At 51.6% G+C, this 24,362-nt stretch carries 30 protein-coding genes; 10 read left to right on the top strand and 20 right to left on the bottom strand.

The window, feature by feature from the left end:
* Positions 1-23 precede the first annotated feature (23 nt).
* A complete protein-coding gene (locus I8J29_RS09075) occupies positions 24-920 on the bottom strand; it encodes a carbohydrate ABC transporter permease (RefSeq protein ID WP_208847296.1) in 897 nt (298 codons plus the stop codon).
* 15 nt (positions 921-935) lie between these two features.
* Positions 936-1,844, bottom strand: a complete 909-nt coding sequence (locus I8J29_RS09080; RefSeq protein ID WP_240546054.1) for an ABC transporter permease — start codon at positions 1,842-1,844, stop codon at positions 936-938.
* Between the two features lie 155 nt (positions 1,845-1,999).
* Here I8J29_RS09080 and I8J29_RS09085 point away from each other — a divergent pair, with 155 nt between their 5' ends.
* Positions 2,000-2,863 (top strand): helix-turn-helix domain-containing protein, encoded by an 864-nt coding sequence (locus I8J29_RS09085; protein ID WP_208847298.1) that lies wholly within the window; start codon positions 2,000-2,002, stop codon positions 2,861-2,863.
* A 328-nt stretch (positions 2,864-3,191) separates the two neighbouring features.
* Here I8J29_RS09085 and I8J29_RS09090 read toward each other — a convergent pair whose 3' ends face one another.
* Together I8J29_RS09090 and I8J29_RS09095 are read right to left on the bottom strand one after the other, a co-directional pair.
* Positions 3,192-4,115 (bottom strand): phosphotransferase family protein, encoded by a 924-nt coding sequence (locus I8J29_RS09090; protein ID WP_208847299.1) that lies wholly within the window; start codon positions 4,113-4,115, stop codon positions 3,192-3,194.
* Between the two features lie 210 nt (positions 4,116-4,325).
* Positions 4,326-4,556 (bottom strand): hypothetical protein, encoded by a 231-nt coding sequence (locus I8J29_RS09095; RefSeq protein ID WP_208847300.1) that lies wholly within the window; start codon positions 4,554-4,556, stop codon positions 4,326-4,328.
* 154 nt (positions 4,557-4,710) lie between these two features.
* Between I8J29_RS09095 and I8J29_RS09100 the strand changes: the two genes are divergently transcribed.
* The 4 genes from I8J29_RS09100 (at position 4,711) to I8J29_RS09115 (ending at position 6,630) form a co-directional block, all read left to right on the top strand.
* Positions 4,711-5,154 (top strand): MarR family winged helix-turn-helix transcriptional regulator, encoded by a 444-nt coding sequence (locus I8J29_RS09100; RefSeq protein WP_208847301.1) that lies wholly within the window; start codon positions 4,711-4,713, stop codon positions 5,152-5,154.
* Between the two features lie 86 nt (positions 5,155-5,240).
* A complete protein-coding gene (locus I8J29_RS09105; RefSeq protein WP_276316267.1) occupies positions 5,241-5,546 on the top strand; it encodes a winged helix-turn-helix transcriptional regulator in 306 nt (101 codons plus the stop codon).
* A 35-nt stretch (positions 5,547-5,581) separates the two neighbouring features.
* A complete protein-coding gene (locus I8J29_RS09110; RefSeq protein WP_208847303.1) occupies positions 5,582-5,884 on the top strand; it encodes a VOC family protein in 303 nt (100 codons plus the stop codon).
* Positions 5,885-6,033: 149 nt separating this feature from the next.
* A complete protein-coding gene (locus I8J29_RS09115) occupies positions 6,034-6,630 on the top strand; it encodes a nitroreductase family protein (RefSeq protein ID WP_208847304.1) in 597 nt (198 codons plus the stop codon).
* Positions 6,631-6,838: 208 nt separating this feature from the next.
* Here the strand turns inward: I8J29_RS09115 and I8J29_RS09120 are convergent, their stop codons facing one another.
* Both I8J29_RS09120 and I8J29_RS09125 read right to left on the bottom strand, forming a co-directional pair.
* Complete coding sequence (locus I8J29_RS09120) at positions 6,839-8,185, bottom strand: UDP-N-acetylmuramoyl-tripeptide--D-alanyl-D-alanine ligase (RefSeq protein WP_208847305.1); 1,347 nt, start codon at positions 8,183-8,185, stop codon at positions 6,839-6,841.
* Positions 8,186-8,317: 132 nt separating this feature from the next.
* Complete coding sequence (locus I8J29_RS09125) at positions 8,318-8,848, bottom strand: hypothetical protein (RefSeq protein ID WP_208847306.1); 531 nt, start codon at positions 8,846-8,848, stop codon at positions 8,318-8,320.
* 145 nt (positions 8,849-8,993) lie between these two features.
* Here I8J29_RS09125 and I8J29_RS09130 point away from each other — a divergent pair, with 145 nt between their 5' ends.
* The 3 genes from I8J29_RS09130 to I8J29_RS09140 all read left to right on the top strand — a co-directional run bounded on the left by I8J29_RS09130 (position 8,994) and on the right by I8J29_RS09140 (position 10,761).
* Positions 8,994-9,446, top strand: a complete 453-nt coding sequence (locus tag I8J29_RS09130) for a hypothetical protein (RefSeq protein ID WP_208847307.1) — start codon at positions 8,994-8,996, stop codon at positions 9,444-9,446.
* Between the two features lie 274 nt (positions 9,447-9,720).
* Entirely contained in the window at positions 9,721-10,122 is a 402-nt protein-coding gene (locus tag I8J29_RS09135; RefSeq protein ID WP_208847308.1) for a hypothetical protein, read from the top strand.
* A gap of 216 nt (positions 10,123-10,338) precedes the next feature.
* The gene (locus I8J29_RS09140) at positions 10,339-10,761 is read left to right on the top strand and encodes a cupredoxin domain-containing protein (RefSeq protein WP_208847309.1); all 423 of its coding nucleotides are present in this window, start codon (positions 10,339-10,341) and stop codon (positions 10,759-10,761) included.
* A 266-nt stretch (positions 10,762-11,027) separates the two neighbouring features.
* Here the strand turns inward: I8J29_RS09140 and I8J29_RS09145 are convergent, their stop codons facing one another.
* From I8J29_RS09145 to I8J29_RS34600, 12 genes are all read right to left on the bottom strand, one after another.
* Positions 11,028-11,480, bottom strand: a complete 453-nt coding sequence (locus I8J29_RS09145; protein ID WP_208847310.1) for a GNAT family N-acetyltransferase — start codon at positions 11,478-11,480, stop codon at positions 11,028-11,030.
* A gap of 98 nt (positions 11,481-11,578) precedes the next feature.
* The gene (locus tag I8J29_RS09150) at positions 11,579-12,046 is read right to left on the bottom strand and encodes a GNAT family N-acetyltransferase (protein ID WP_208847311.1); all 468 of its coding nucleotides are present in this window, start codon (positions 12,044-12,046) and stop codon (positions 11,579-11,581) included.
* Between the two features lie 146 nt (positions 12,047-12,192).
* Positions 12,193-13,104, bottom strand: coding sequence for an ADP-ribosylglycohydrolase family protein (locus I8J29_RS09155; RefSeq protein ID WP_208847312.1), 912 nt, complete (start codon positions 13,102-13,104; stop codon positions 12,193-12,195).
* 142 nt (positions 13,105-13,246) lie between these two features.
* A complete protein-coding gene (locus I8J29_RS09160; RefSeq protein ID WP_208847313.1) occupies positions 13,247-13,750 on the bottom strand; it encodes a hypothetical protein in 504 nt (167 codons plus the stop codon).
* A 76-nt stretch (positions 13,751-13,826) separates the two neighbouring features.
* Entirely contained in the window at positions 13,827-14,063 is a 237-nt protein-coding gene (locus I8J29_RS09165; RefSeq protein WP_338113108.1) for a hypothetical protein, read from the bottom strand.
* A 616-nt stretch (positions 14,064-14,679) separates the two neighbouring features.
* Positions 14,680-15,636, bottom strand: coding sequence for an NAD(P)H-dependent flavin oxidoreductase (locus I8J29_RS09170; RefSeq protein WP_208847314.1), 957 nt, complete (start codon positions 15,634-15,636; stop codon positions 14,680-14,682).
* Positions 15,637-15,737: 101 nt separating this feature from the next.
* Positions 15,738-16,556 (bottom strand): SDR family NAD(P)-dependent oxidoreductase, encoded by an 819-nt coding sequence (locus I8J29_RS09175; RefSeq protein ID WP_208847315.1) that lies wholly within the window; start codon positions 16,554-16,556, stop codon positions 15,738-15,740.
* Positions 16,553-16,969 carry a MaoC family dehydratase gene (locus tag I8J29_RS34595; RefSeq protein WP_420831105.1) on the bottom strand — a complete coding sequence of 139 codons (417 nt, stop codon included), beginning with the start codon at positions 16,967-16,969 and terminating at the stop codon, positions 16,553-16,555. The genes I8J29_RS09175 and I8J29_RS34595 overlap by 4 nt, the downstream gene beginning before the upstream one ends.
* Positions 16,909-17,286: an FAS1-like dehydratase domain-containing protein gene (locus I8J29_RS09185; RefSeq protein WP_208847317.1), complete on the bottom strand. Its 378-nt coding sequence runs from the start codon at positions 17,284-17,286 to the stop codon at positions 16,909-16,911. Before I8J29_RS09185 ends, I8J29_RS34595 begins: the two co-directional genes overlap by 61 nt.
* Positions 17,283-18,434 carry a thiolase family protein gene (locus I8J29_RS09190; protein ID WP_208847318.1) on the bottom strand — a complete coding sequence of 384 codons (1,152 nt, stop codon included), beginning with the start codon at positions 18,432-18,434 and terminating at the stop codon, positions 17,283-17,285. The genes I8J29_RS09185 and I8J29_RS09190 overlap by 4 nt, the downstream gene beginning before the upstream one ends.
* Positions 18,431-19,882, bottom strand: a complete 1,452-nt coding sequence (locus tag I8J29_RS09195; protein WP_240546022.1) for an AMP-binding protein — start codon at positions 19,880-19,882, stop codon at positions 18,431-18,433. The genes I8J29_RS09190 and I8J29_RS09195 overlap by 4 nt, the downstream gene beginning before the upstream one ends.
* A 291-nt stretch (positions 19,883-20,173) precedes the next feature.
* Entirely contained in the window at positions 20,174-20,392 is a 219-nt protein-coding gene (locus I8J29_RS34600; RefSeq protein ID WP_208847320.1) for an alpha/beta hydrolase fold domain-containing protein, read from the bottom strand.
* Positions 20,393-20,535: 143 nt separating this feature from the next.
* Between I8J29_RS34600 and I8J29_RS09205 the strand changes: the two genes are divergently transcribed.
* Complete coding sequence (locus I8J29_RS09205; protein WP_240546023.1) at positions 20,536-21,717, top strand: cytochrome P450; 1,182 nt, start codon at positions 20,536-20,538, stop codon at positions 21,715-21,717.
* Positions 21,718-22,009: 292 nt separating this feature from the next.
* On the opposite strand, the gene I8J29_RS09210 is transcribed toward I8J29_RS09205, so the two are convergent.
* Positions 22,010-23,725 carry a chloride channel protein gene (locus I8J29_RS09210; RefSeq protein ID WP_338113121.1) on the bottom strand — a complete coding sequence of 572 codons (1,716 nt, stop codon included), beginning with the start codon at positions 23,723-23,725 and terminating at the stop codon, positions 22,010-22,012.
* A gap of 170 nt (positions 23,726-23,895) precedes the next feature.
* Positions 23,896-23,991, bottom strand: a complete 96-nt coding sequence (locus I8J29_RS34715) for a hypothetical protein (RefSeq protein WP_476703906.1) — start codon at positions 23,989-23,991, stop codon at positions 23,896-23,898.
* Here I8J29_RS34715 and I8J29_RS09215 point away from each other — a divergent pair.
* Complete coding sequence (locus I8J29_RS09215; protein ID WP_476703907.1) at positions 23,978-24,322, top strand: MarR family winged helix-turn-helix transcriptional regulator; 345 nt, start codon at positions 23,978-23,980, stop codon at positions 24,320-24,322. The two genes, I8J29_RS34715 and I8J29_RS09215, sit on opposite strands and share 14 nt — an antisense overlap.
* Positions 24,323-24,362 lie beyond the last annotated feature (40 nt).

The raw sequence follows: 24,362 nt of genomic DNA on the forward strand, positions 1-24,362 counted from the left end.
CCCCCCATTGAACTTGAATTCGATTAGCTTTTCACCGCGCCAAGCGTCATTCCGGTGACGAAATACCGTTGAAGAAACGGATAGACCAGCAGAATCGGCACCGTCACGATAACGGTGATCGCCATCTTGACCGATTCCGGGGAGATCCGGTTCATGAGTTGATTCATGTTCATGCCGTTCACCGCTTGACCGCCGCCGCCCGCCTGCGTGCTCTGCAGCACCTTCATGAGCTCGAACTGCAAGGTGGTCAGACGTTCGTTCGAACCGTTGTACAAATACGTATCGAACCACGCATTCCATTGGCCCACCGCCAGGAACAGCGCGACCGTGGCCAGCGCCGGCGTCAATAGCGGCAGGATGACGCGCCGGTAGATCGTAAAATCGTTCGCCCCGTCCAATTTCGCCGATTCTTGCAGGGCATAGGGCAGCCCGTCGATGAAGGATCGAATGACGAATACGTTGAATGCGCTTACGAGCCCGGGCAGCACATAGACCCAGAACGTTCCGATAAGCTGCATGTCGCGCATCAACAAGTACGACGGAATAAGGCCGCCGGATACGTACATCGTCATGGCCAGGAATACGGACAGCCATTTGCGACCGTCAAAGTCGGCCCGGCTTAGCACGTAAGCCAGCATGGACGAGCTCAGGAGACCCGCGATCGTGCCGGCTACCGTCCGCAGCACCGATATTTTGAGCCCGGTCAGCAGTCCTCCGAACGAGAAGATCAGGGAATAATTCTTGAACGTCAGATGACGGGGGTAAATCGTAATGCCTCCCCTTACCGAGTCGGTCGAATCGTTCAGCGAGATCGCCAGCACGTTCAGAAACGGATACAGGGTACAGACCGCCACCAGTAATATGGCCAGGTACACGATCAGATCGAAGAGCCGATCCGACGGCGAAATACGACCTTTCACTTCTCCACGACCTCCTTACAGAATGCTCTCTTTGGTGATTTTCTTGAAAAGTCCGTTCGCCGCGAACAGCAGCACCAGACTGACGACGGAGTTGAAGATGTTAATCGCCGTGCCGAACGAGTAGCGCCCCATGCCGAGGCCGTAATTGAGGGCATATAAGTCCAGCACCTCGGATTTCTCTTGAACGAGATTGTTGCCGAGGAGAAACTGCTTCTCGAAGCCGATGCTGATCAGATGGCCGATGGACATGATCAGCAAAATAATGAGGGTCGTGCGGATCCCCGGCAGCGTGATATGCCAAATTTGCCGCACGCGGCTCGCACCGTCGACGCGGGCCGCTTCGTAAAGCTCCGGACCGATCCCCGCGATGGCGGCCAAGTAGATAATGGCGTTCCAACCCGTTTCTTTCCACATGTCGGCGCTCGTCACCACGTACCAGAACAAATTCTCCTTCGCCATAAACTGAACCGGCGCTTGAAGGAGATGGAGCTTGACCAAGATTTGATTCACGACGCCGTTCTCCGCCGATAGCATCTTCGTCACGATCCCCGCCACGACCACCCAGGAGACGAAATGAGGCAGATAAGATACCGTCTGAACAAACCGCTTCAGAAAGGAAAGACGAACCTCGTTCAACAGCACGGCGAATAGAATCGGGATCGTGAAGCTGGCCAGAAGCCCGAGCACGCTCATCGCCAAGGTATTTCTCAGCGCATGATAGAATTGCTCGTCTTGAAGCAACAGGCGGAAGTTATCGAAGCCGACCCATTTCTGATCCCAGAAGGACTTGCCGACTCTAAATTGCTGAAACGCCATCGTCCAGCCCCATAACGGCAAATAGCTGAAAACCAAAACAAATAGGACGAAAGGGACCGACATGTAATAAAGATATCGCTGCCGGACGATGCGCTGCCACATACTCATGAAGGACAAATCTGTACCACTCCTCTGCCTGTGCGTTTTCGCGTTCATTTAGCATTATAGTGGAAGCCATTCGCCCTTATCCTTGATTTTCGGGTCTAAAACTAGCATGATTAGGACATCCATACCCAGTTGTCTTGTCAGGAGAAGGGAGTCGTATGAGAAGCGTTCATCTGCATTGGTTCACGTCCGACCAGCAATTTCTGTTCTACATCGGGTACGGCGGGCATGACGAAGACATGTATCTCCACGATCACGTGGATTTCTCGGAGCTCGTCATTGTCTTGAACGGGCATGCCACGCATATCGTGAATACGGAGGCTTCGTTCATCAAGAAGGGGGACGTCTTCGTGATCGACGGCGCCACCTCGCATGCATACAAGGATCCGCATGATTTTCGAATCTGCAATATCATGTACCGCCCGGACATCATGACCTCCGCCGGTTCCGACCTCCGAACGTCCATCGGCTATCAGGCGCTGTTCGTGTTGGAACCGTTTTACCGGCACATCCAGCCGTTCAACAGCAAGCTCAGCTTGCCGGTCTCCAGTCTGGAATACGTCGCCTCCTTGGCCGCCATCATGATCGAGGAATATACGGACAAGCTTCAAGGCTATCAGACCATGCTGCGCTCCCGATTCATGGAACTCGTCGTGTATCTGTCGAGGCAGTACCAGAATCAAGACCGTCACGGCATTCAAGGGAATCTCATGCATGTGGCGAAAGCCCTCTCCTTCCTGGAGGATCACTACCTCGAGCCGCTAACGCGGGAACAGATCGCGGGCAAATCCGGCATATCCGAACGCCATTTGAACCGGATATTTCAATCCTATTACCAGACGACGCCCTTCGCTTATCTGCTTCGGCTCCGCTTGGAGCATGCATGCCATTTGCTAAGGACGACGAAGGGGCCGATTACGGAGGTTTCGTATAAAAGCGGCTTTAATGACAGCAATTATTTCACCCGTCAGTTCAACAAAGTATACGGCATGTCCCCTAAGACGTATCGTCAGCAGCTGTAGCAGACCTGAATCGAACCGCTGCTCGGCTCAAATCAAAAACCATCATTCAACATGAATGATGGTTTTTGATGTTCCCGGCGTAACGCCGGCAACCGGTCGTTCTAAAGCCGCCTGTCGGCGAGCTGGTTTTGATCTGATGTGTCCCGATCACTTAATGATTACAACCGATCGGGCAACCCATGAAGATACATCTGTATGCAGTCGTTGTTATTTTTTAACGCATCGAGGGTCCTCCTAAACGTCTTGCGATTCGCAGATCAGATTCATTACAACCCCGCCTTCTACTAAAAGTTGCGTGTTGTCCGACACGGAGTATCGGCTAAGAGGATCATTTCAAGTTCAGCAGAAATTCCCGTGTACCTTGATAGGCATCCTTCCATCCCATCTTCGCATAGAATCGAAGCCCATCGAGTCCCTTGAAATAATAGGCGCCGAGCAACCGCTCCTTGAAATTCGGAAGCGCGATTCCGGCTTTAGCTTGAACATCTTGATACTTCCCAACGACGCCGCTCCTCGGCATATGCCGATCGAGTATGGCGAGGTCCACGAGGAAATCCCCGTACATGCAGTTGCCGTCAATGATGCCGGTAATCCGCGTGCCGTCCGACAAAATATTCCACTGGTGAAAATCCCCGTGGATAAACCCCCTGTACGATTCGTTATAGGGCACATAGTCCATCAATCGGTGATAGATTTCTTCGAATACGTCTTTTTCTAAGCATGACGTGCGATAGAGGTCGTGCCAGTTCTCCCAGAACGTCCCGGTCTGATCTTCCGCATTGAAGGCCACGACAAAATCCTTCCATGAAGCGTAGGCTCCGTTGCCGTCCGGCCCGATCCACCCGTACCCGGATGTTGCCCCGACCTTCACAGCGGCCAGTCTCGTCAAGATGGCCATAAGATCCGGCAATTGACGGGCTTGCTCCTCTTCCGTGCAATCCGCCAGATTGCGCCCTTCGATACGCTCCATGATCGCGTAGGCTAGCCGGCCCGTTTTCCCTAGCGCCAAACATTTCGGAAACGGGATTCCCTGGCCCGAAAGCAAGTCGGAAACATAGCGTTCCGTCTTGTACGCGCCGGCCAGATCGCTGAATTTTACGCAGTACCCTTTTCCTTCGTGGACGAAGGAAAACACGCTGCTCAAATTGCCGCCCGCCATCGGCGTAATCTCGGTTGCGCCTGTTCCGAAGTGTTTCCGTAACACGGCCTCGATTTCGCTCATGGTCAAGCTCGGTTTATCATAGGAAGTCATGGTTCCATCTCCCGTTCATCAAGGTATACTGCCCGATAGCGGAATAGTTAATTTTTTCTATTCCTTTCTTCGGCAGCCCCCAAGGAAAATCCCCCTCATTGATTGTAATTTGTCCTTCGCCGCTCATTCATTCGAGGCAACGAGCTCGAGTCTGGATGGCGACGCAATCTAACTTCCGCATCTTGCCAAGAATTACGCCAAAAACCAATTTCAATCCTTATTCTCAAACAACCCAGCCAGAACAAGCAGCAACCCGACAACGACTAAAACGAGCGCTACCCAGAATGACTGATCCCCTACCCAGTCAAGCCCGTTGGATAGGCCGGCATTGCCGCCTTTGATCGAATCCTTTACAACGAGCATAGACGCAGCAAGCAGTCTACACCCATAGATGATTGAACTGCAAAGAAGTAAAACGGCACCGAGAATTAGTTTCTTCACGCCTCCCCCTCCTTTATCCGCATCTTACCAGACGAACGGAAAAGCACGGTTGTTGCGCGAAGCGCCCGTCCTTGCAGTTAAACCGCCGGCCATTGACAGAGCCGTTCCTGGCTCCTATAATAAAGTCAACTAATTGACTATCGAGGTTGAGGCAATGAACGAGAACAAAAACGAACGACTGGACATTATCGACAACGTTTTCCGGGCCAATGTGCTGTTAGAACGTATCGGCCATAACTTGTCCTCGCAAGTCGGCCTGACCAGCCTGCACCAATGGTTTATTCTTATCGCGCTTGGGCGAGTCGGCGATCAATCCTTCAAGGAATTGGGGAACAACATGCTCGTGACCAAGCAAAATATGACCGGCCTGGTGCAGCGGATGAAACAAAACGGATTCGTCACGACGTACGAGTCGCCGCATGACAGGCGCGTCACCAAAGTCAGCATCACCGAAGCAGGACAAGAAGCGCTGGCCAACGTCAATCAATATTCCGTGGAGAAGATGGAACGTTCGTTTGAAGGATTTTCCGAACAGGAATTGGCATCGTTCGGCGGTTTTCTTGAACGACTGATCGAAAATATGAAAAAAGTGGAGTAACAAAAATTTTTAACTAATTAGTCAACATGTTGATAGTCAATGTATTTATTAAAATGGGGAGCTCCCGGAATAGGCGGAGAAATTACATGGATACAAACCGATTCAAAGCCGATAGCCGCTTGATATTCGGAAGATGGAACTACGACATCGTGAAGGAATTAATGAACGGTCCGAAACGTTATTCGGACATCAAGAGAGCGGTGCCCATAACCGGCACGACCTTGACCGATCGCCTGCGCATGTTCGAAGCCGAGAATCTGATCTTGCGGCACATGCATCCCGAAATCCCCCTGCGCGTGGAATACGCCTTGACGGCTAAAGGGGAAGCACTGCGGCCAATGGTCGAAGCATTCGAACGATGGGTTATCCAATATATGGATTGCAGCGAATGAACGATGCCCGCGACACGTGAAAGGAGGTGAGAACCATGAGCGGAATGGCGGACAACGGTCCTGTTTATTTTAACGGCGATTTCGGAACCGGGGATCCGAGTAAACGTTGGGTTGCCGAAGGAAGTATCGAAAACGAAATCGCGTTTTATCAACGTATATTCAGCGGAGGTTCGGTAATCCGATTCCCTTCTGAAGCAGAAATTCGCAATGCTTATGAGACATTGACGGCAGGAGGCCAAATCCTCAAGCCGATAACGAAGACAGCCGTCGGCGGATTTATTGCGGCCGTCAAAGATCGCAATGGCATCAAATGGACTTTGCAGTATGATAAGGGATGATGCCGGGCAACATAACCGAACTACCTTCAAGGAGCCAGAAGCATCGCGCTTTTTATTGCCTAACAAGAAACCGTGCGTTGACATGTATCTCAAAATCATGTATCTTAAATTTAAGATGTAAAACATTATAGTATCGAGGAGCGATCAATATGAGCAAATTGTTTTTGGAAGCTGTCAAAGCTAGACGTACCTTCTACGGACTTAGCAAGGAAATCGTTGTACCTGCAGACCGGATCAAGGAAATCGTAGGCGAAGCCGTCAATCATACCCCGTCCGCCTTCAATTCGCAAAGCTCGCGCGTGGTCGTTCTTTTCGGAGAACAGTCGGATAAACTGTGGAACATGACGAAAGAAACGCTCCGAAAAATCGTTCCCGCCGATAATTTCGCGGCGACCGAAGAAAGAATCAACGGCTTTGCGAACGGCTATGGTACGATCTTGTTTTTTGAAGACCAAGCTGTCGTGAAAGGCCTGCAAGAGCAATTTGCGTCGTATGCCGACAATTTCCCGATCTGGTCGAACCAGTCTTCGGGCATGCTGCAGCACGTCATTTGGACGGCGCTTGTCGCGGAAGGTCTCGGCGCTTCCTTGCAGCACTACAATCCGCTTATCGATGCTGAAGTCGCGCAAACGTGGCAACTTCCGGCCGAATGGAAGCTGATTGCGCAAATGCCATTCGGAAAACCGACATCGGTACCGGGCGACAAGGCATTCATGCCGCATTCGGATCGCGTGAAATTTTTCTAAGCCACGTACCGAAAATGACGGACTGGGCCTGCTGAATGTAGCGGTTATCCGGTTCAAAGCTCGACAGCTACTGAGGATTAAGGTGTAGACTGCTCCGACGATACGGCGGCGGACTAGGGCGCGGTAATCATGCCCTAGACCGGCCGCTGTTTTGATTTACGACTATCGGTGCCCATTAGCAGAACGAATTTTGCCTGCCCGAAGAGCTTTAGTTAGATAAGGAATTACAGATTTCTTCCAGCTTTAAACCTCTTGAGCCTTTGATTAATACGACATCATTTTTACGCAGTACCCGGATGCAAGCGGATATAAGATCTTCTTTGGAGGTAAAATGCTTCACCATTCCTGTTTGGCTTGTATGGGTAAGCATATCCGATATAATCTTGCTCAAATTGCCAATCGTAAACACGGAATGGATCTTCGTCATATCAATGCACGTTGCTATTTCCTCATGAAATTCGATTTCCTCCTCCCCTAACTCCAACATATCTCCGAGAACCAATAGCTTTCTATCAAAGCCTTCTAGATTTGATATGGTTTCAATCGCCGCTTTCATCGATACTGGACTCGCATTCCATGCATCATTAATGATCATGAATCCTTTCGGGGCACGAATCTTTTCCATTCTCATGCCGGTAATTGCCAAGTTATTTAATCCCGCTTGGATCTCGAACGGTTTGATATGGAAGCAATCAGCCACGGCCATAGCTGCAAGCACGTTGAATACGTTGTGCCGTCCAAGCATTTGAACGGAGAGCTTCTCCTGCGACTTGTTCGTTGTAAAAGATAAACAAGATGCGCTATGACTGATCTCTAGCGGATAGTAATCATTTGCATGAGCCTCGCCAAATCGAATGACCGTCAATGATTCCGGGAGCCTCCTATCGGAGAGCGGCTTAGTAAGCAGCGGTTCATCCCCATTAATAATAAGGACACCGCTCGAATTCAGACCTTCGAGTATTTCAAGCTTAGCCTGGGCAATCCCTTCTCTCGAGCCCAGACTCGCCAAGTGGGACACGCCAATCATTGTAATAATGCCGATATCCGGTTTTGCGATCTCGGATAGGATTTTCATCTCGCCGGCGTTACTCATTCCCATTTCTAACACAACAATATCCGTATCTTCTTCAACTGCCAACAATGTTAAAGGAAGACCATACTCTCCATTGAGGTTCCCATTGGTTTTGTGAACTTTATACGACGAGCTCAAGATGGAACTTATAATATCTTTAACGGTCGTTTTTCCATTACTCCCTGTTACTCCAATGACTTTGCAGTTAAGTTGCCCTCGATAGGATTGAGCGAGATTTTGCAAGGCTTTTAACGTATTCTCTACAATAATTAGCGGTAACCCTTCAGGATACGGAACGTGGTCTGCTTGCCATAAAGAAGCGATAGCTCCATGTTGAAACGCCTGTTCCACGTAATTGTGACCATCATCAATTCGTACGATGGGAACAAATAAGTCTCCCTCGATCAAAGTTCTCGAATCAATGGAAACGCCTTTGACAAGTAGTCCGGGAGAAGTATTGTATGTTTCACTTCCTTCAACCATGATGTATACTTCTTCAATTGAACGTTTGATCGTAATCCCCCCTTTTCACTACTGTAATAGTATGCCACATCACGCTGTGAAATTTCCCCAAGCCTGTCGGCTGCTGACGTGTTCCGAGCGGAGTAATCGTTTTTATTTCACCATTATGAAGACATGTTCAATAGAATCTTTTCCGCCATATTGGCTGTCGATATAAGATATTCCAAGGAAGCTTAGCTTTTGAGCCCATGCTCGTTCTTCTGAACCTGCTTCATAGTTACCATACCGATCGAATATTTGGTTCAGATAGATTATATCTAGAAAAGTTCTGCCATCTCTAAGTCTAAACCATTGTTTAGGCCAGACAACCTCGTCTTTTGACCCCGTTACGTCTTTCAGACAAAACAAAAGCTTTTCACCGTTTCTAACAATAGCAGCGGTTTTTGTGTTATTGTCCCACGTAATTTGGTCTGATGTTCTTCCGAAGAGAAACCGGACTGGAATCCAATTGTCTTTATACGTTTTTTCAGTGTTGGTCTTGTTGTAATTAACCGTCACTTCCGTTGGACGATCGGCTTCAAATTTTTCTTGCGCCCTCTGTTCAAAACGATCTGGACTGGCAGTAGCAAAATGAGCGCAAACCATGCTTAAAAAAACGACAACTATTCCGATTTTGACTCTCAATGCTCTCACCTCCGTCTGCCTTCGCTTAGGTTCTTCGTTGTCAGTTCGCCCAGCTTTGCATGATTGATCATGATTGATCTTTTTGTCCAAGCGCTTTAATGTGCTATGAATAAATTAGGATAAAAGGAAGCGAGATGATCATAGAATGTCTACTCAATTTTTGGATTCTCGTCTATCGTTAAATAATACGACGAGTTCGGGCACGACGCTTTTAACCACGACCCCCGCTTTATTCGGCGATATTGGACTTCAAACGGTTAACGCCATTGGGACCCCAAACGAAAATGATGTTCGTATTCAACTTTGGGGAATGGTGGGGGTTAGTCGAATTGAGCCCAACATCGTCAACATCTTTGTTGAACGCGGAGGTACTGGCGTATTCGGTACAGGGCTTCTCGTCTTTTCTTCCACGATTGAATTAACTCCCGGCCCAGGCTCCCGAGACTTGACATTTGTCACTGGCGATTTCCCTCCTGTAACCGATGTTGTAACGGGGCAGATCAGGTATTCGATGTATCTGTCAATTAATCAACCTACCGCTGTCATTCTTAGAGGTCCAGTCACTTTTACCGGTTCAGCTTCTGCAGGCACATCCTAAATTAGAAACAAGGCAAGTATCCCGCGCACGTTACAGTTTTAGCGGCGTACCTAAAAAACCATCGTGCTGGAACGATGGTTTTTTCGTATGCGGTTCATCCTTGCATGAGATTCTGACACTGGCGGATTGTCGGTATGATCGACATTGGAATCGTAAGCTCGAATCGTCAATCGCATGACGGAAGCAACTCGTCACTCGCATTTACGAATTATTCACGAACCATCTGCGAAACTTTTCCTATTGCGTCACGTTTAACCTCGCTGGAGGTGAAATCATGAAAAATAGACTCGTCAAAAACCTGACTTACACGGCTGTCGTTCTCTCCTTGGTTATTCTTGCAACGGCGTGCGGCAGCGGCAGCAACAATGCCGGGGATAATACCGCGGTGAACGCGTCGACAAACGCCGCTGGCGACAACGCAGTCGACAACTCGGCTGCCGCGAACAACGGTTCGTCCGCAAACGAAACCGTTTCTGAGGAAAACGCTCCTACCGAGGTCTCCGGCGTATTCAACGGAATCAATGCCGACAAGACCGTTGAAATCGAAACCGGCGTAGGCCCGCTAACCTACAAGGTCAGCGCCGAGATTGCCGACAAGGTAGCTACATGGGAAAAAGGCACGAAAATAAAGTATCAGTACAAAGAAGACACCATCACAGCAATCGATAAAGAGTAAGACGGCGGACGATGATGCTTCGCATATCCCTGAGGACGACTTAATCAAGTCGTCCTTAGGGATTTTTTGTTCCGATGGCACATGCAATAATGCCGATCCTCCCGCAAAAAAATAGCATGACGTTTAAGCCTATCCTGTCCGTTAACGCGATGAATCGAACCGATTCGCCGAGCGCTTCGTTAGCTAAAGCGAATGCTATCAAAGGAGTGGTGAAGGTTGACAAGAAATCGATGGGTATCTCTCGCTGCGGTTGTCGGCATGGGCTGCATGCTGCTTCTGGGGTTAGCCGCCTGCGGCCAATCCGGTTCTAACGGTCAAGATGCATCTCCGGCAGCATCCTCCGCGTCCTCCGACGCCGACACCGACGCCGTATTGGTCAAAGCGGAAGCCTCGGATTTCAAATGGACGCTGGATCGAACCGAATTCGAGGCGGGCAAACCGATCAAATTCGAGCTGGCGAGTACAGATGGAACACACGGCTTTTCGATCGTCGACACCGAGGTCAGCCAACAGATCTCCAAGGGGGAATCGGAAGAAGTGGAATGGACGCCTGACAAGCCTGGCGACTATGTGATCAAATGCAATTTCATTTGCGGCTCCGGGCACAGCTCCATGGAAACGCATATTACGGTGAAGTAATTGCGTAGGATGCGTCCACAAATAAAATCCTCATGGAACCCTTATTGACTGGATCTATGGGGATTTTATGTTTGCGTCTTACTGTTGCGACAACAAGTATCGGGCGTCCCGAAGCAAGTAGCCTGCTGCCTGACTTGAAGTCCGCTTTCCGCTCTGCGCCTTAGTCAATGCTCCTTGTTTAGCCATTACAACAGCGCCGCCATGCCGTGCTACATTCACTGAAACATCGATTTGCATTCGCGATTTGTTTCACGGTTTATCCTATCTTATGGCAATGCAACAAATCCGGTTTTAATCCCCCGTCTAAAGCCTGCTCCTTCATAAAATCTTAGCGTTTCTTCTCTCTTAGATCCTGTTTGAAGCATCACCTTGTAACAATTTTTCTTCCAAGCTCTTTCTAATGCATGGGACAAAGCAAGTTTTCCGTAACCTCTTCTTCTATAATCTGAATGCGTTACAACATTCTCAATTAATCCGTAGGAACGTGCATTTCTTGTTAAATTCTTGATTATGACTAAGACACAAGAGGAAACAATCCTACCTTCTACCTCGACTACAATGTAATGCATATTGGGGTCATTATAGATTTCATCCCAGTGGACTTTTAGATTATCATCATAAATCAGTTCAGGGTCATCATGATTCAAATGCTTATATAGTGACAATAATTGGTTTAGTTCGTTGTATTGAATTTTCCTAACTATCGTACGTTCCGCCATACGCTCCACCCTTTGCAATAATTTTGGCAGTCGCCGATTAATGACCTTTACTTGAGTTTCAAGTCAATGGAATATCCCGCACATTCGGGCGGACATGATTACGCTCCTTCGACGGCTCTCTGATTTTCCTCTACATCCAAAGACATGTAAACGTCTATGAGATCCTCACTCTCAACTTTAAAACTAAACCGTTCATAAAGACGTTTAGCAGAGCTTCCTTGTAAGACATTTAAGGTTACACGTTTTCCTTTTACATCATTTTGTTCAAGCAAATTTTTTAATACATGACTACCGATACCTTTGCCTTGGTAATTGGGATGAATATAAAAATGTTCCAATCCATAACCATCTAGCGTTGGTTTAAGAGCCACGCTGCCAACAAAAGAAGAATCCTTCTCAATAATCCAAGTGTGAACGGCGTCAAATGAATTACGGAAGCGTTGACGAACCTTCTCTTCATCAAACCTCCCTAACCTAGTTAAATCATTTCGGAGTACAATTACCCGTAAATCAGCAATGGTCTCCACATCAGAATTTTGGGATTGGCGAAGAGTAATCTGTTTCATCTAACGTATCCGCTCCTTTATTCTATTTCTTATCATGATTGAGCTACCGGTCCCGTATGAGCAAACTCTCCTGCCCGTTCACAGCAACGGCAGCCGATCTTCTGAGGCCGGCTGCCGTCTTGTCAACACTAAGCGATCGTGTCCCGTTAGGTTGACGATTGATGCAATTCGGTAGCATAATCAAGCATTAATTCTTTCATTGCGAGTGGTTCCACCCAGCGCTCCGGCATGGATTCAAGACCATAAAAGGCACCGGCTAGCTGACCGTATACAGCACCCGTCGTGTCTGCGTCGTTACCAAGGTTAACGGCGCTCAATATGCCTCTTTCGAAATTCTCCCCATGGTAAAATGCCCACAACGCTGCTTCCAGCGACTTCACAACATACCCGCTGCCTTGAATGTCCGGAGGCTGCAGCCGTTTATAGGACCCTTTGTAAACCTCACGTATTCTCGGAGCAAGGGGCTCATGCCCCCATAGATGGTCAAAGGCCTCTGGATGGAGTAAATCGGCTTTTGTCATTCCGTTTGCCGCTGCGGCTATCATCGCGCCGAACAACCTGCAAGCATCGACGCACTCTTTGGCTGAATGCGTCGTCCTAGAACTGATACCCGACCATTTCGCAGCCTCGTTGAGATCATGAGCGAAATATAACGGCACCGGAGCAAGCCGCATAATCGAACCGTTCCCTGCCGAGTACGCGTCTTCCGAACCGCTAAACGGCTCACCTGTACGCTCGAACCTTTGAAGCGCATCTGCGGTTGCGTTTCCAATATCAAAGCATGTTCCCGTGGAACTTAGATAGCCCGTGCGATACCATTTTACATACCGCTGCATCTGATCCAGCGGGTCGACTTGCTTTTTGGATATCAGGCTTTCGGCAAGGCATAAGGCCATTGAAGTGTCATCCGTCCAACTGCCTTTCGGTAAATCGAAGACGCCTCCGCCCATCATATCCGTGACCACCGGAAACGTTCCGGCTTCTTGGAACTCAACGGTCGTGCCGATTGCATCACCGATGGCTAAACCAATAAGGCTGCCTTGGATACGATTGAGCATATGGATCCTCCTAACACATGCATGTTGGCATAATTGTAGCATACGAAGCGACTCACATCTGCCCGTTAGCTAAACGAAGGCAGCCGATCGTTGTCTGCCGGCAGCCGTTGTGTTAGAGAACGATTATGTCCCGATAGCGTAGTCATCTAATTTCGATGACGAAGGCAGATGATGTATCACCTTTTGAAAAATCGGCTGATATGCCGTATTTATAAATTCCTTTTTCTTTTGGAGCATGGAAATAACCATCTTGCAAAGAAATTCGTGTTGATTTTCCATCAACATATTGCCGTACGATTAAGCTATTAGGTGCAGGTTTATAATCGAATGAAATTACAATGTCTTCTTTGGGACTTATGGTAATAGGAGTAACGCCTTGTAACATTGTTTCTATATCTGCATAATCAGCACATCCTAAGCTGCCCCAACAATAGGTACTTTGGATAACCGGAATATGTGTTTGTCCCGAAGCAACATTGGGAAGAGGCGGTGATTTTTTTTTGATTTTTATCCCAATGCTTCTGGCGTATCCTTCAAATCTTGTATTCTTTGCAATGTTGCCTGCAAAGGGATTCAAATAAATGAACACTACTAGCAAACCTAAAAATCCAGTAAAAACAATAGGTAATGTTTTTTTGCGCCGCATCTCACTGCCCCCTCCTCTGATTAATTCCTCCCTGTTAGGTAAGCGAAAGCCTTCACACGTCGTTATTGACACAACATCACCTAAATAGCGTAACTCCTACAGCAAAAATCCCCATGCCTGCCATAATGGCCATGAATAAGTACCCGAGTATCCGTAACGGGCGCGGCAGCGTATTCAAGATCATTTTCTTAGGCGGCCCCCCGCCTTCTATATTTTGCATCTGTCTAAGATTTTCATCTACATACCCTTCATCAGAACGGTATTGCAGCGGATTATCGTTCGATTTCGTTTCGTTTAATTTTGAATCCTTCACGTTAATCCCCTCCAAAATATTCTATCTAACACTATTATGCAATTTACCAGTCTAACCTTGGGAATAAGAAAGGCTGCCGTTCATATCGGCAGCCTCGAATTGGTTAAGTCCTTCATCCTGATTGCGACGGTCGTCATACATATCCAACCCCGGTTATTGCACACGTTGACGTTAATAGAAAAGCAGCGGACGATAATTGAGCCTATAGACCTGACAACTTCAGACGGACAGTACCACCGAGAAGCGGCTGCAGCTAATTAGTCCTGAATGCCGGATTCGGGTCCGGCTTTACCAATTCGGCATGACTGGGTTGAATGCCATGGAGATTTTTAAAATAAGATAACGCATCGCTTGGGGTCTTAATCGTTGGTCCGTAGATGACTTTGTTGTTGAACCGGCCATTAAGCTTGAACCATACTCGAAAATGCAAATAGTTGTCCATTCTTCTCCCCCCAATCTGACTATTAAAACTAGTATAGCGTAAGCGCGCCGAATATATTGTCAGAACCTGACAACTGCTCTAGACCTAAATTGTCTCATAACAAAAAGGCCCGCTTCCATTTTTGAAGCGAGCCTTTTTATACGTAATGCCGCATGCAACGATCCTGCCCGTTACTCAGGTCCATTTACTGCGTAGATTTTCAGCCTCTCGAACCATTCGCTGAATGAGCGCCGAGACTGCCGGGATGTCTTGAATCAGACCGACGGCTTGTCCTGCCCACCCGAAACCCTCGTCTTGAACGCCTTCGTAGATCCAGCGCTTGTTCGCTTCCCCAGTCATATAGGGCTTCAGTGCCTCCCAGTCGTTCGTCTCGCGTTCAAGCTCCATCATCTTGTCCATCCAAGGGCTTCGAAGCACTCTTGCGGGAAAACCGATCGAGCGTTTGATGACGGCCGTATCCGCCGAAGACGCCTTGACCAAGGCATTCTTATAGGAAGCAGATGCGTACGCGCATTCCCGGGTGGCGATAAAACGCGTCCCCATTGCAATTCCCTCCGCGCCTAGAGCGTGAGACGCCATCCAGCCTCGGCCGTCGGCAATACCGCCTGAAGCGACAACGGGGATACGGACAGCGTCCACGACCTGGGGAACAAGAACCATCGTTCCCACTTCATCCGGCCCTAGATGCCCTCCTCCCTCATGCCCCACAACGATGACTGCGGATGCGCCAAGCTGCTCGGCTTTTTGAGCCTGGGTACGAGATGAGACCAGTACCAGCGTTGTTAGCGCCGCTGACCGCAGCAAGGGCATGAATGGCGCCGGATTTCCGCCTGTGAGGGTAACGGCCGAAACCCTTTCCTCGATCGCGATCCGAAGCCGCTCCTCCATATCGCCGCGGTGCATGCCGATCGCAAAGTTGATCCCAAAAGGATTGTCCGTCAGCGTGCGAGCGCGCCTGATTTCTTGCCGCAGCGCATGGGCATCCGGAAGGCTCATGGCTGTGATCTGGCCGAATCCGCCCGCATTGGAGACGGCCGCCGCTAGATCGGAATACGCCAAATACGCAAGCCCTCCTTGAACAATCGGATACCTCGTTTGAAGCAGTTCAGTCAAACGCGTCTGCCACTTCATCGTGATTCCTCTCCCGAGCCGTAACATGAACGCCGAATCGCCAGCCGCAAGATTAGCCTCCTTCGGCGATCGTCCTCATGAACCTGGTCATGTGAAAGCATCTATCGCTTCTCCTCCCGCTGCTTCCATGCCGCAAAGAACGCATCCGCTCCGTTAACGGACAGCACGGGCAGCGGCTTCTGCCAATGGGTGATACGAGAACCGTTAACGCCAAAAACTTCGCCTGTCAGATCCGGATCCCGCTGTTTCAGGAGCAAGCTCACGAACCGAGCGACATCGTCCGCTTCTCCAACCTGCCAGAACCCGGGTAACGCTTCGTTGCGTTTCGCGTGTTTTTCCTTCATGTATTCAATAACCGGGCGTGTCATATCCGTTAGGGCAGCAGGAGCAACCGCATTGATCCTGATCCGATTGCGCCGCAGTTCGGCTGCGAGCGTCCATACCATCCCGAGCAATCCGGCTTTAGCCGCGCTGTAATTGACCTGGCCAACGGAGCCCATCAACCCTGCTGTTGAAGTCATCAATAGCATGTCGCCGCCATGAGAAGCCATGAAGGGGAGGACTCGCCGAATACAGTAGAACGCCCCGCTCAAATGAACCTCCAGGACCGACTTCCATTCTTGATCTGTCATCTGCTCGCATTTGCGATCCTGCACATGCCCGGCACAATGAATGAATGCATCCATTGCGCCATAACGCGCCTTAACTGCCTCAACCATCGCCGTCACCGCCGATGGATCCGCAACGTTCGCGCAGTACCCCTCGGCTGCGCCGCCTTCGTGACGAATGGCTTCCACAACGGTGTTAATCCGCTCTTCATGCAGCCCATTGACCGCCACCCGATAGCCGCTGCGCCCGAGCTCCATGGCGATGCTGCGGCCAATTCCCCTGCTTGCTCCGGTAATGAGCGCCGTTTTCACAGTGAGCAGACTCCCTCCCGAACGATGAACGCGCCTTTGGCGATGATTTCCCCAGCTTCATCTTGTTCCCTAATCGTGACTTGAATGCTATCGCCGCATGCTTCATAGACGAAGCATGCCAGCGTATCTTGAACGAGCGGCCGGTGAAACTTCATGTTATACGACGGAATCCAATGTGTCCGATGCTCTTCCAAATAAATAGACTGTGCCACCCCCATCAGATACATCCCGTGTGCGATAGGCGCTTGGTACCCGGCTTGTCTCGCAGCTTCAGCCTGAAGGTGAATAGGCGCCAGATCCCCGGTCAGTTCCGCATATCCCCGAATGGCTGCTGCGGTAATCTGTATTCGCCTCATTTGTCGCCAACCGAAATCAACACCGTTTCCGCGGTCATGATGGATCGGCCGGCGCATGCACAAGTGAGGGAATGGGTATATAAAACCAAATTACCCCGACGTCCGGGCTTTTGCTCGATCTTGGTTAAAGCTAGCAGGCAATCCAGCTCCATCCCTGCCGTCAACGGCGCCTTATAATGAAAGTGTTGCGTTCCATGAAGCAGCGGCTCGGGCATGTCCAGCCAAGGGGCGTCCGTTCGCTTCCAGAACGTAATCGGCATCGTGGACGGTGCGATCAAAGCGCCGTCGATCCGCTGCAAAGGCGCTTTAATGCCATTGGCATAGTGGATGATAGACTCCTCCGCCAGATGAACCTGGAATCGAACGCTGTTCATTCCACCGCCTCCACGAATACGGCAAGCCCCATGCCTCCGCCAATCCCCAATGCAGCGATCCCGCGCCTGAAGGGATTCTGCAGCATCTCCGCGTATAAGCGAGTCATCAGAATGGCGCCGGATGCGCCATAAGGATGCCCGAGCGCCAATGCGCCGCCCCCGGGATTCACCTTGTCCTGCGGAAATTGCAGCTCCTCGAGCGAAGCTAGCACCTGGGAAGCAAAAGCTTCGTTAAATTCCATCCGGTCTATATCGGCGATTCGAAGCCGCTGTCGGCTTAGCAGCCGGTTAACGGCTGAAACCGGCCCGATGCCCAAATAACGGGGATCAACGCCGACGGTCTGCGCATCTACGAAGCGTAACACGGGCTTCAGGTTAAGCTGCTCGCACTTCTCGCGCGACAGGAGCAGGACAAGCGCGGCCCCGTCATTGATGGGACAAGCATTGCCGGCCGTTACGGTGCCTTGTTCCATAAAGACGGGCTTTAACGCTTGCAGCTTCTCGATGCTCGTATCCGGCCTTGGACATTCATCTTCGGCGACCCAACCACCGTTTACTTGAAGAGGCACGATCTCCTGCCCGTACCTCCCTGTTCGTTGCGCGTTGACGGCCTTTTGATGACTCTTCAAGGCGTACAAGTCTTGGGCTTCTCTGGAGATGTTGTATCTCCGAGCCACATTCTCCGCCGCCACCCCCATATCGGGATCGCCATAAGCGCTTGGGGTAAATGGAGCTCGCGTATAAAGTCGCGGCGTACCCGCAAGCAGCTCCGGCCTAAACATTTTCCAAGGTGCCCGGCTCGTGCTCTCCACCCCTCCGGCCAGGTACACCTCCCCGGCCCCGCTTTGAATGAAACGGGCCGCCAGATGAATCGCTTCCAGTCCAGATCCGCACTGGCGGTCGATCGTTAGACCCGGCACCGTAACGGGAAGCCCTGCTTCTAAGGCAGCCACCCGCGCAATATTGCCCCCGGGTCCTACAACATTGCCGATGACGACATCATCAATCCATTCCGGAGGAACGTGTGCCTCCGAAACGATATCACGAATTAACGGTGCAAGCAGGAGCTCAGGCTCAAGCGTGCTAAGTTGACCGCCGATTTTGCCGATAGGCGTACGTTTTGCCATGGCCATTACAACCTCAGTCATTCCGCCCCTTCTTTCACAAAGTCTTTCATTCGCTGACGCGCAATCTTGCCGCTGCTTGTATAGAGGAACCGATCCACGGTGATAAGCTGTTTGGGCGCCTTGTAGCTTGCCAAATAATGACGGCAGTATGCCTTCACTTCGTTCAGACTCAAGCGTTGCTCGCCGCGCCATTGCACAATTGCGGTTACCTTCTCCCCCCATCGCTCATCGGGCATTCCCACGACCATGACCTCCTGAACGGCGGGAAGCTGCTGCATGACCGTTTCCACTTCTTCGGGAAATACATTCAGGCCGCCGGTCACCATCTTATTCATGGAACGCCCGGCCAAGTATAAGTACCCGTCGCGATCGGCTGACATGTAATCCCCGGTCTTCAGCCACCCCTCTTGAAATACCGCCGACGTCTCTTCGCTTAACCGATAATACCCCGAGAAGGTCATGCGGCTTCGAACGTACAGCTGTCCGACCTCTCCGGCAGGAACCTCCCGGCCCTGCTCATCGCGAATGGATAGCTCAACACCGGAAAAAGGCCTTCCCACCGAACCCGGTTTCTTCGCCTCGTCTAGGTCCATATAGCTGATATAACTCGCCTCTGATGAACCATAATATTCATACAGCTTGGACTGCCCGCCGAACGCTTCCCGGCACTGCCGCTTCGACTGCTCCGACCACTTTCCGCCTGAGCTGATCAGGGCTTGAATAGACGCTTTACCGGGGTCAGCCTGCCGGAGCAGCGATTCTATCATCGTAGGCACGACAAACAAGATCATACCGGGAACAGCCGTACATACTTCCATCACCGCATGCGCATCAAATCGCTTGACGAGATGAAACGTCGCGCCGAAGTACAGGCTTTGCAGCAAGGCAAACAACGACAAGGAGTGCACGAGGGGACCCGGGGCCATGCAATGCTTGATATCGAGCTGGAATGCTTCCCGCGTGGCTTCAAAGCTTGTTGCCCAGGAAAGCGGGGTTCGCATGTAGCCCTTCGGAACGCCCGTCGTTCCTGAAGTAAATCCGATAAACAGCAATTCATTGCCCGCGTTTAATTCAGCTTCCGGGGGGAATGCGGCTATCCATTGCTCATAAGCACCTGTATGCTCTTGCGTTAACGCCACGATTTCAACTTGTCCGGCTTGGCCGATTGGCAAACGAATGTGATGGGCATACGATTCCTCCGCAAAAATAATCCCCGGTTCGCATTGCTGGAGTACGGCATGGATTTCAACGGAACTCCACTTCGGATCCAAAGGTACGGGCACATACCCCGCGTAGACAGCCCCTAGAAAAATCTCCGCGAACGCCATCCGATTGCCCATCAAGATCGCTACCCTCCGATGGATATGACCACGTTGCTTCAGACCGTTAGCCACTCGCTGAACCCGCTCCGCCAACGCGGAATAAGTAAGACTGTCCCGGCTGTCGGTGATGGCGACCCGATCCGGCATTCGTGAAGCATGGCTTAGCAGAAAGGTTAGTAGAGTCACTTGGATTTCACCCGCTTATCGAAATTTTCCTTTCGTGGTCGAGTACGTCTTCTCTTCCATAGGGCTGATCGTTCTCAACCGGATTGCCAGCGTTGCTGCCGGTAGAGCTAATCATGTCGCCGTTATATGTTAACTTTGTTATCCTACTTCGGTTAACAATATGAGCATGAACATTCTATCAACCCCAAAATCATCTGTAAAGTCCTATTCCCAAATTTGCAGGCAAAATAGACGGCCTCAGTCCGATGGATTTCAGGACCAAGGCCGCGTAAGTATCTGCATTTTCGCTCGTAGCCAACGCACCGCTGCCTTCGCATCATGCAGCTGCGCGGGATAAGTCGCTTCGTTGCTCAGTCGATAATTGATGCTGACAGCGAAATAGCCGCGGGCTGCGAAGTGCCGAACGAACATGCCGCTCTCCGAAGGCTCCGCCTTATCCCCCCATAACCATGCGCCCCCATGAATGCACAATGCAATCGGAAGCCTGCACCTAAGATAGGGCCTTCATAGACTTAGTTCAACCATTGAACCTACCGATCTTTACAACCGGATCGTTTGTGTCTTCCACATTTTGGCGTTATCATCATAGTAAGCCATTATGAAAGGGTGTGTCGATGATGACCAATCTGCTATCCCCTGAATTTCTTTTGAATCCGTATCCCGTGTACGAGACCTTCAGAAGGAATCAACCGGTCGCTTACATGGAACCGCTTCGGTTGTGGTCGGTCTTTACCTACGATCACGTAAAAACCGTCCTCTCCGATCATTCCCGGTTTTCCTCGCGGCCAAGCGCGCCGCCCAGAGATGCCGATTCCCACAAACAGTCCGAGGGGTTTGGCCTCATCAATATGGATCCTCCGAGGCATAGCGACCTGCGCTCGCTGGTCAACCGCGCATTTACCCCGAAGGCCGTCGCCGCTCTTGAGCCAAGAATCGCGCAGATCGCCGACGAGCTCCTGGACGTCGTCATTCCCGACGGGGAGATCGATCTCATCCGGGATTTTGCTTACCCGCTGCCCGTTATCGTCATCGCCGAACTGATGGGAATCCCCGCCATCGATCGGGAACGCTTCAAAGCTTGGTCGGACGAAATCGTCGCAAGCGCCGATGCCGTCATCGGAGGTCAACCTACGTCCGGGCTGGCCCATATGGAGATGAACGACTATTTTAGGAGCGTTATCGCGCAGCGCCGGCGCGACCCGCAGAACGATTTGATCAGCGCGCTGCTCGCCGCTGAGGAGGGCTCCTCCCACCTGACGGAATCGGAGATCCTGTCCTTCTGCCGCCTGCTGCTGGTCGCCGGCAACGAGACGACCACGAATCTGATCGGGAATGCCGTCCAGACGCTGCTGGAGCATCCGGACGAGTGGAAGAAGCTTCAGACCAACCCGAATTTGTTGGGAAGCGCCATCGAAGAAGTACTTCGCTTTCGTTCGCCGGTGCAAGCGATGTTCCGTTTGACCAAAGAGGACGTGGAGCTTGGAGGACATACGATCCCGCAGGGGACCCGGGTCGTGGCTTGGATCGGCTCGGCCAATCGGGATGAAGCCAAGTTCGACGATTCCGCGCGTTTCGATATCGCCAGAGAATCCAATCAGCACCTGGCCTTCGGCCAAGGCATCCATTTCTGTCTCGGTGCCCCGCTCGCCCGGCTGGAGGCGAAGGTCGCGCTGATGGCGATCATGAACCGGCTGCCCGGACTCGCCAGAAAGAACGACGATCGGCTCGAACCCGCGCGCGGTTTCATCGTCCATGGGGTCAAGAGCTTGCCGCTTCGCTTCGCCGCCCGAGGATAAGTTATTTCCGCCTCCCCGTTAGGACAACGACGGCCGCCGATCGCACTGAGGTCGGCTGCCGCCGTGTCACGATTGAGCTATAGTCTACCGCTCATTCAACAATCACTTTTCCCGTCTTACTTCCGTTTTTCGTTCTTCCAGCCAACCAAACCAATGACGATGATGGGCAACACAACCGAAAGCCCTCGAAAAAATCCCGGCCAGTTCAACCCATGAGGCTCCCCGACCGGTCCGGTTTGCGGACGTAAAGGAAGAAGCAATAAAAGGATTTGTCCGATAAGCAAGACGAAGCTTATTCTCCTTCTCGCTCGGCTTCCCGCATAGAATGAATCGCTAGTTTCCGCCAACGGACAAGCCGGCGCATCCAGGAAAAGGTTAAATACCGCTCGCGGCTGTGCTCTTCTTCTGCGGTTCGTTCACGAATCCTGAGCAGCATCGAAGCGGTCACGATCCCCATCGGACAATGCTGCTCGTCGACCACCGCGAGCAATTGCTCCGGAACCGCCAGCAGCATCGTTAACGCTTCGGACGCCGTCTGCCGGCTCGCGATCGTCGTCAACGGCCACGCGCAATGATCGCCAAGTCTAGCATAGGAGGCGCGCTCGCTGTACACCCATTTCCAAAGCTCGGCATGCTTGATATACCCGATCAATCGGTCATCTGCGGAGACAACGAGGAACCCTTCCGCCGGGGCAGCCTCTCCCGCCTGGCGCCGAATCAGCTCCGAGAAGGTCATCGTCTCCGATACGAGGACAGGCGGTTCTAGCGCAAGTTCCGCCAACGTATACAACGCTAACGGGTCGATGCCGTAATCCCGGGTGATAAGCCGGTTTCGGCGCGCGATTTTTTCCGTCAAGATGGAACGCGAAAGCGCGAGCGCCGATAACCCGTAGGCCAGCATGCACGCGATGGTAAGCGGCAGAAGCATCTGCATGTCGTGCGTAAGCTCCAGCAAGAACAAGATCGCCGTGAACGGAGACCGCGTCACGCCCGCAAATACGGCCGCCATTCCCAGGATCGACCAAACCGCCGGATCCGGGGCGTGAAACAACATCCCCATCGCTTCACCCAAGGTCCCGCCAATAATTAGGACGGGAGCCAAAATGCCCCCGGATGTGCCGGAACCGAGCGCTACGACCCAAATGATCGTTTTGACGAGCAGAATTTTGAGCGCAAGCGCGAGCGCGACATGCCCGACCGCTAACCCTTGTATCGTGTCATACCCTACGCCAAGAACCTGCGGAACGGCAAAACCGCCCAATCCGACCGCCAGCCCTCCGATAGCCGGCCAATACATCCAATGCAAGGGCAGCTTGGCGAACCAATCCTCCGATTTGTAGATTAACTTGGTTAAGAGATACGCAACCGCAGGTCCCACGACGCCGAACAGCAACCCGACGGCCATGCCTTGCGCGTTCAGTAACGGCTGGGCGGCGGAAGGAAAAATCGCTCCCCCGCCCAAGATGTTGATGCGGATAAAACCGGCCGCCCCGCTGGCTAGCGCAATCGGCATGACGCTTCGCGGTCTCATCTCGAAAGCAAGCAGCTCGGTCACGAATAACACGGAGGCTATCGGAGCATTGAACGTGGCGCACATCCCGGCCGCCGCTCCGGCCAGCAGCAGGATTTTGCGTTCCGCCGCGGACAGGTACAGAAACTGACCCATGACCGAGCCGATGGATCCGCCTGTCATAATGATCGGCCCTTCCGCGCCGAACGGACCTCCGCTGCCGATCGAAATGGCCGCGGAGATTGGTTTTAATACGGCAACTTTGGGCGCAATGACGCTCTTGCCGGTCAGAATCGCTTCCATCGCTTCGGGGATGCCATGGCCGCGAATTTTGTCCGAACCGAAGCGCGCCATCAAGCCGATCAGCAGCCCCCCGATTGCCGGGACGACGATGATGCCCCATCCGAGCCCGTTGGGGTAGGCTTTCACGAATTGGAAGGAGACGCGATGATAGATGAAGAGGTTCGTAAACAGGCCGATCATTCGGGTCAGCGCCACCGCCGTCAACGCGCCGGCAGCGCCTACGATTACCGCGAGGAAGGAAAGGTACAATACCCGGGGCGTTATGGTAAAATCGGATAAAGAACAGGAACGCGGCTTATTCAATACGTTTCTCCCCCATGATCATGTTGGCATGATCCCGAAATTTATATCGCATTGAGATATAACTACGCGAAGGAGAATGTCCGTATGCCGAAACAAGCGTTGCCCAAATCCGTGTATGAGCAATTGGCCGAATTTAGATACACGTTGCGCAAATTCATTCGCTTTAGCGAATCCGCGGCCCGCGAGATGGGGCTTACTCCGCAACAGCACCAACTGCTGCTGGCTATTCAAGGCTATCCGGGACGCGATTATGCGACGATCTCCGAGCTGGCCGAGCGGCTTCAAGTCACTCATCATGCCTGCGTGGGTTTGGCGACCCGCTGCGAACAAAGCGAGCTTGTAGCCCGTCGTCCGAATCCGGACGACGCGCGAAGCGTCCATCTGGCGCTGACGCCCAAGGGGCTGGAGCTGCTGGAGCTGCTGTCGGCCGTTCATCTTCGGCAGATTCAGGATCTCCAGCTCATCATGCCGTCGCCGCCGAACCCATAATCGCTGCGGGCGGCCACCTTCGGCGCCCGTCCGCAGCTTG

This window comes from Paenibacillus artemisiicola, from assembly GCF_017652985.1.
GTDB classification, from domain to species: domain Bacteria; phylum Bacillota; class Bacilli; order Paenibacillales; family Paenibacillaceae; genus Paenibacillus_Z; species Paenibacillus_Z artemisiicola.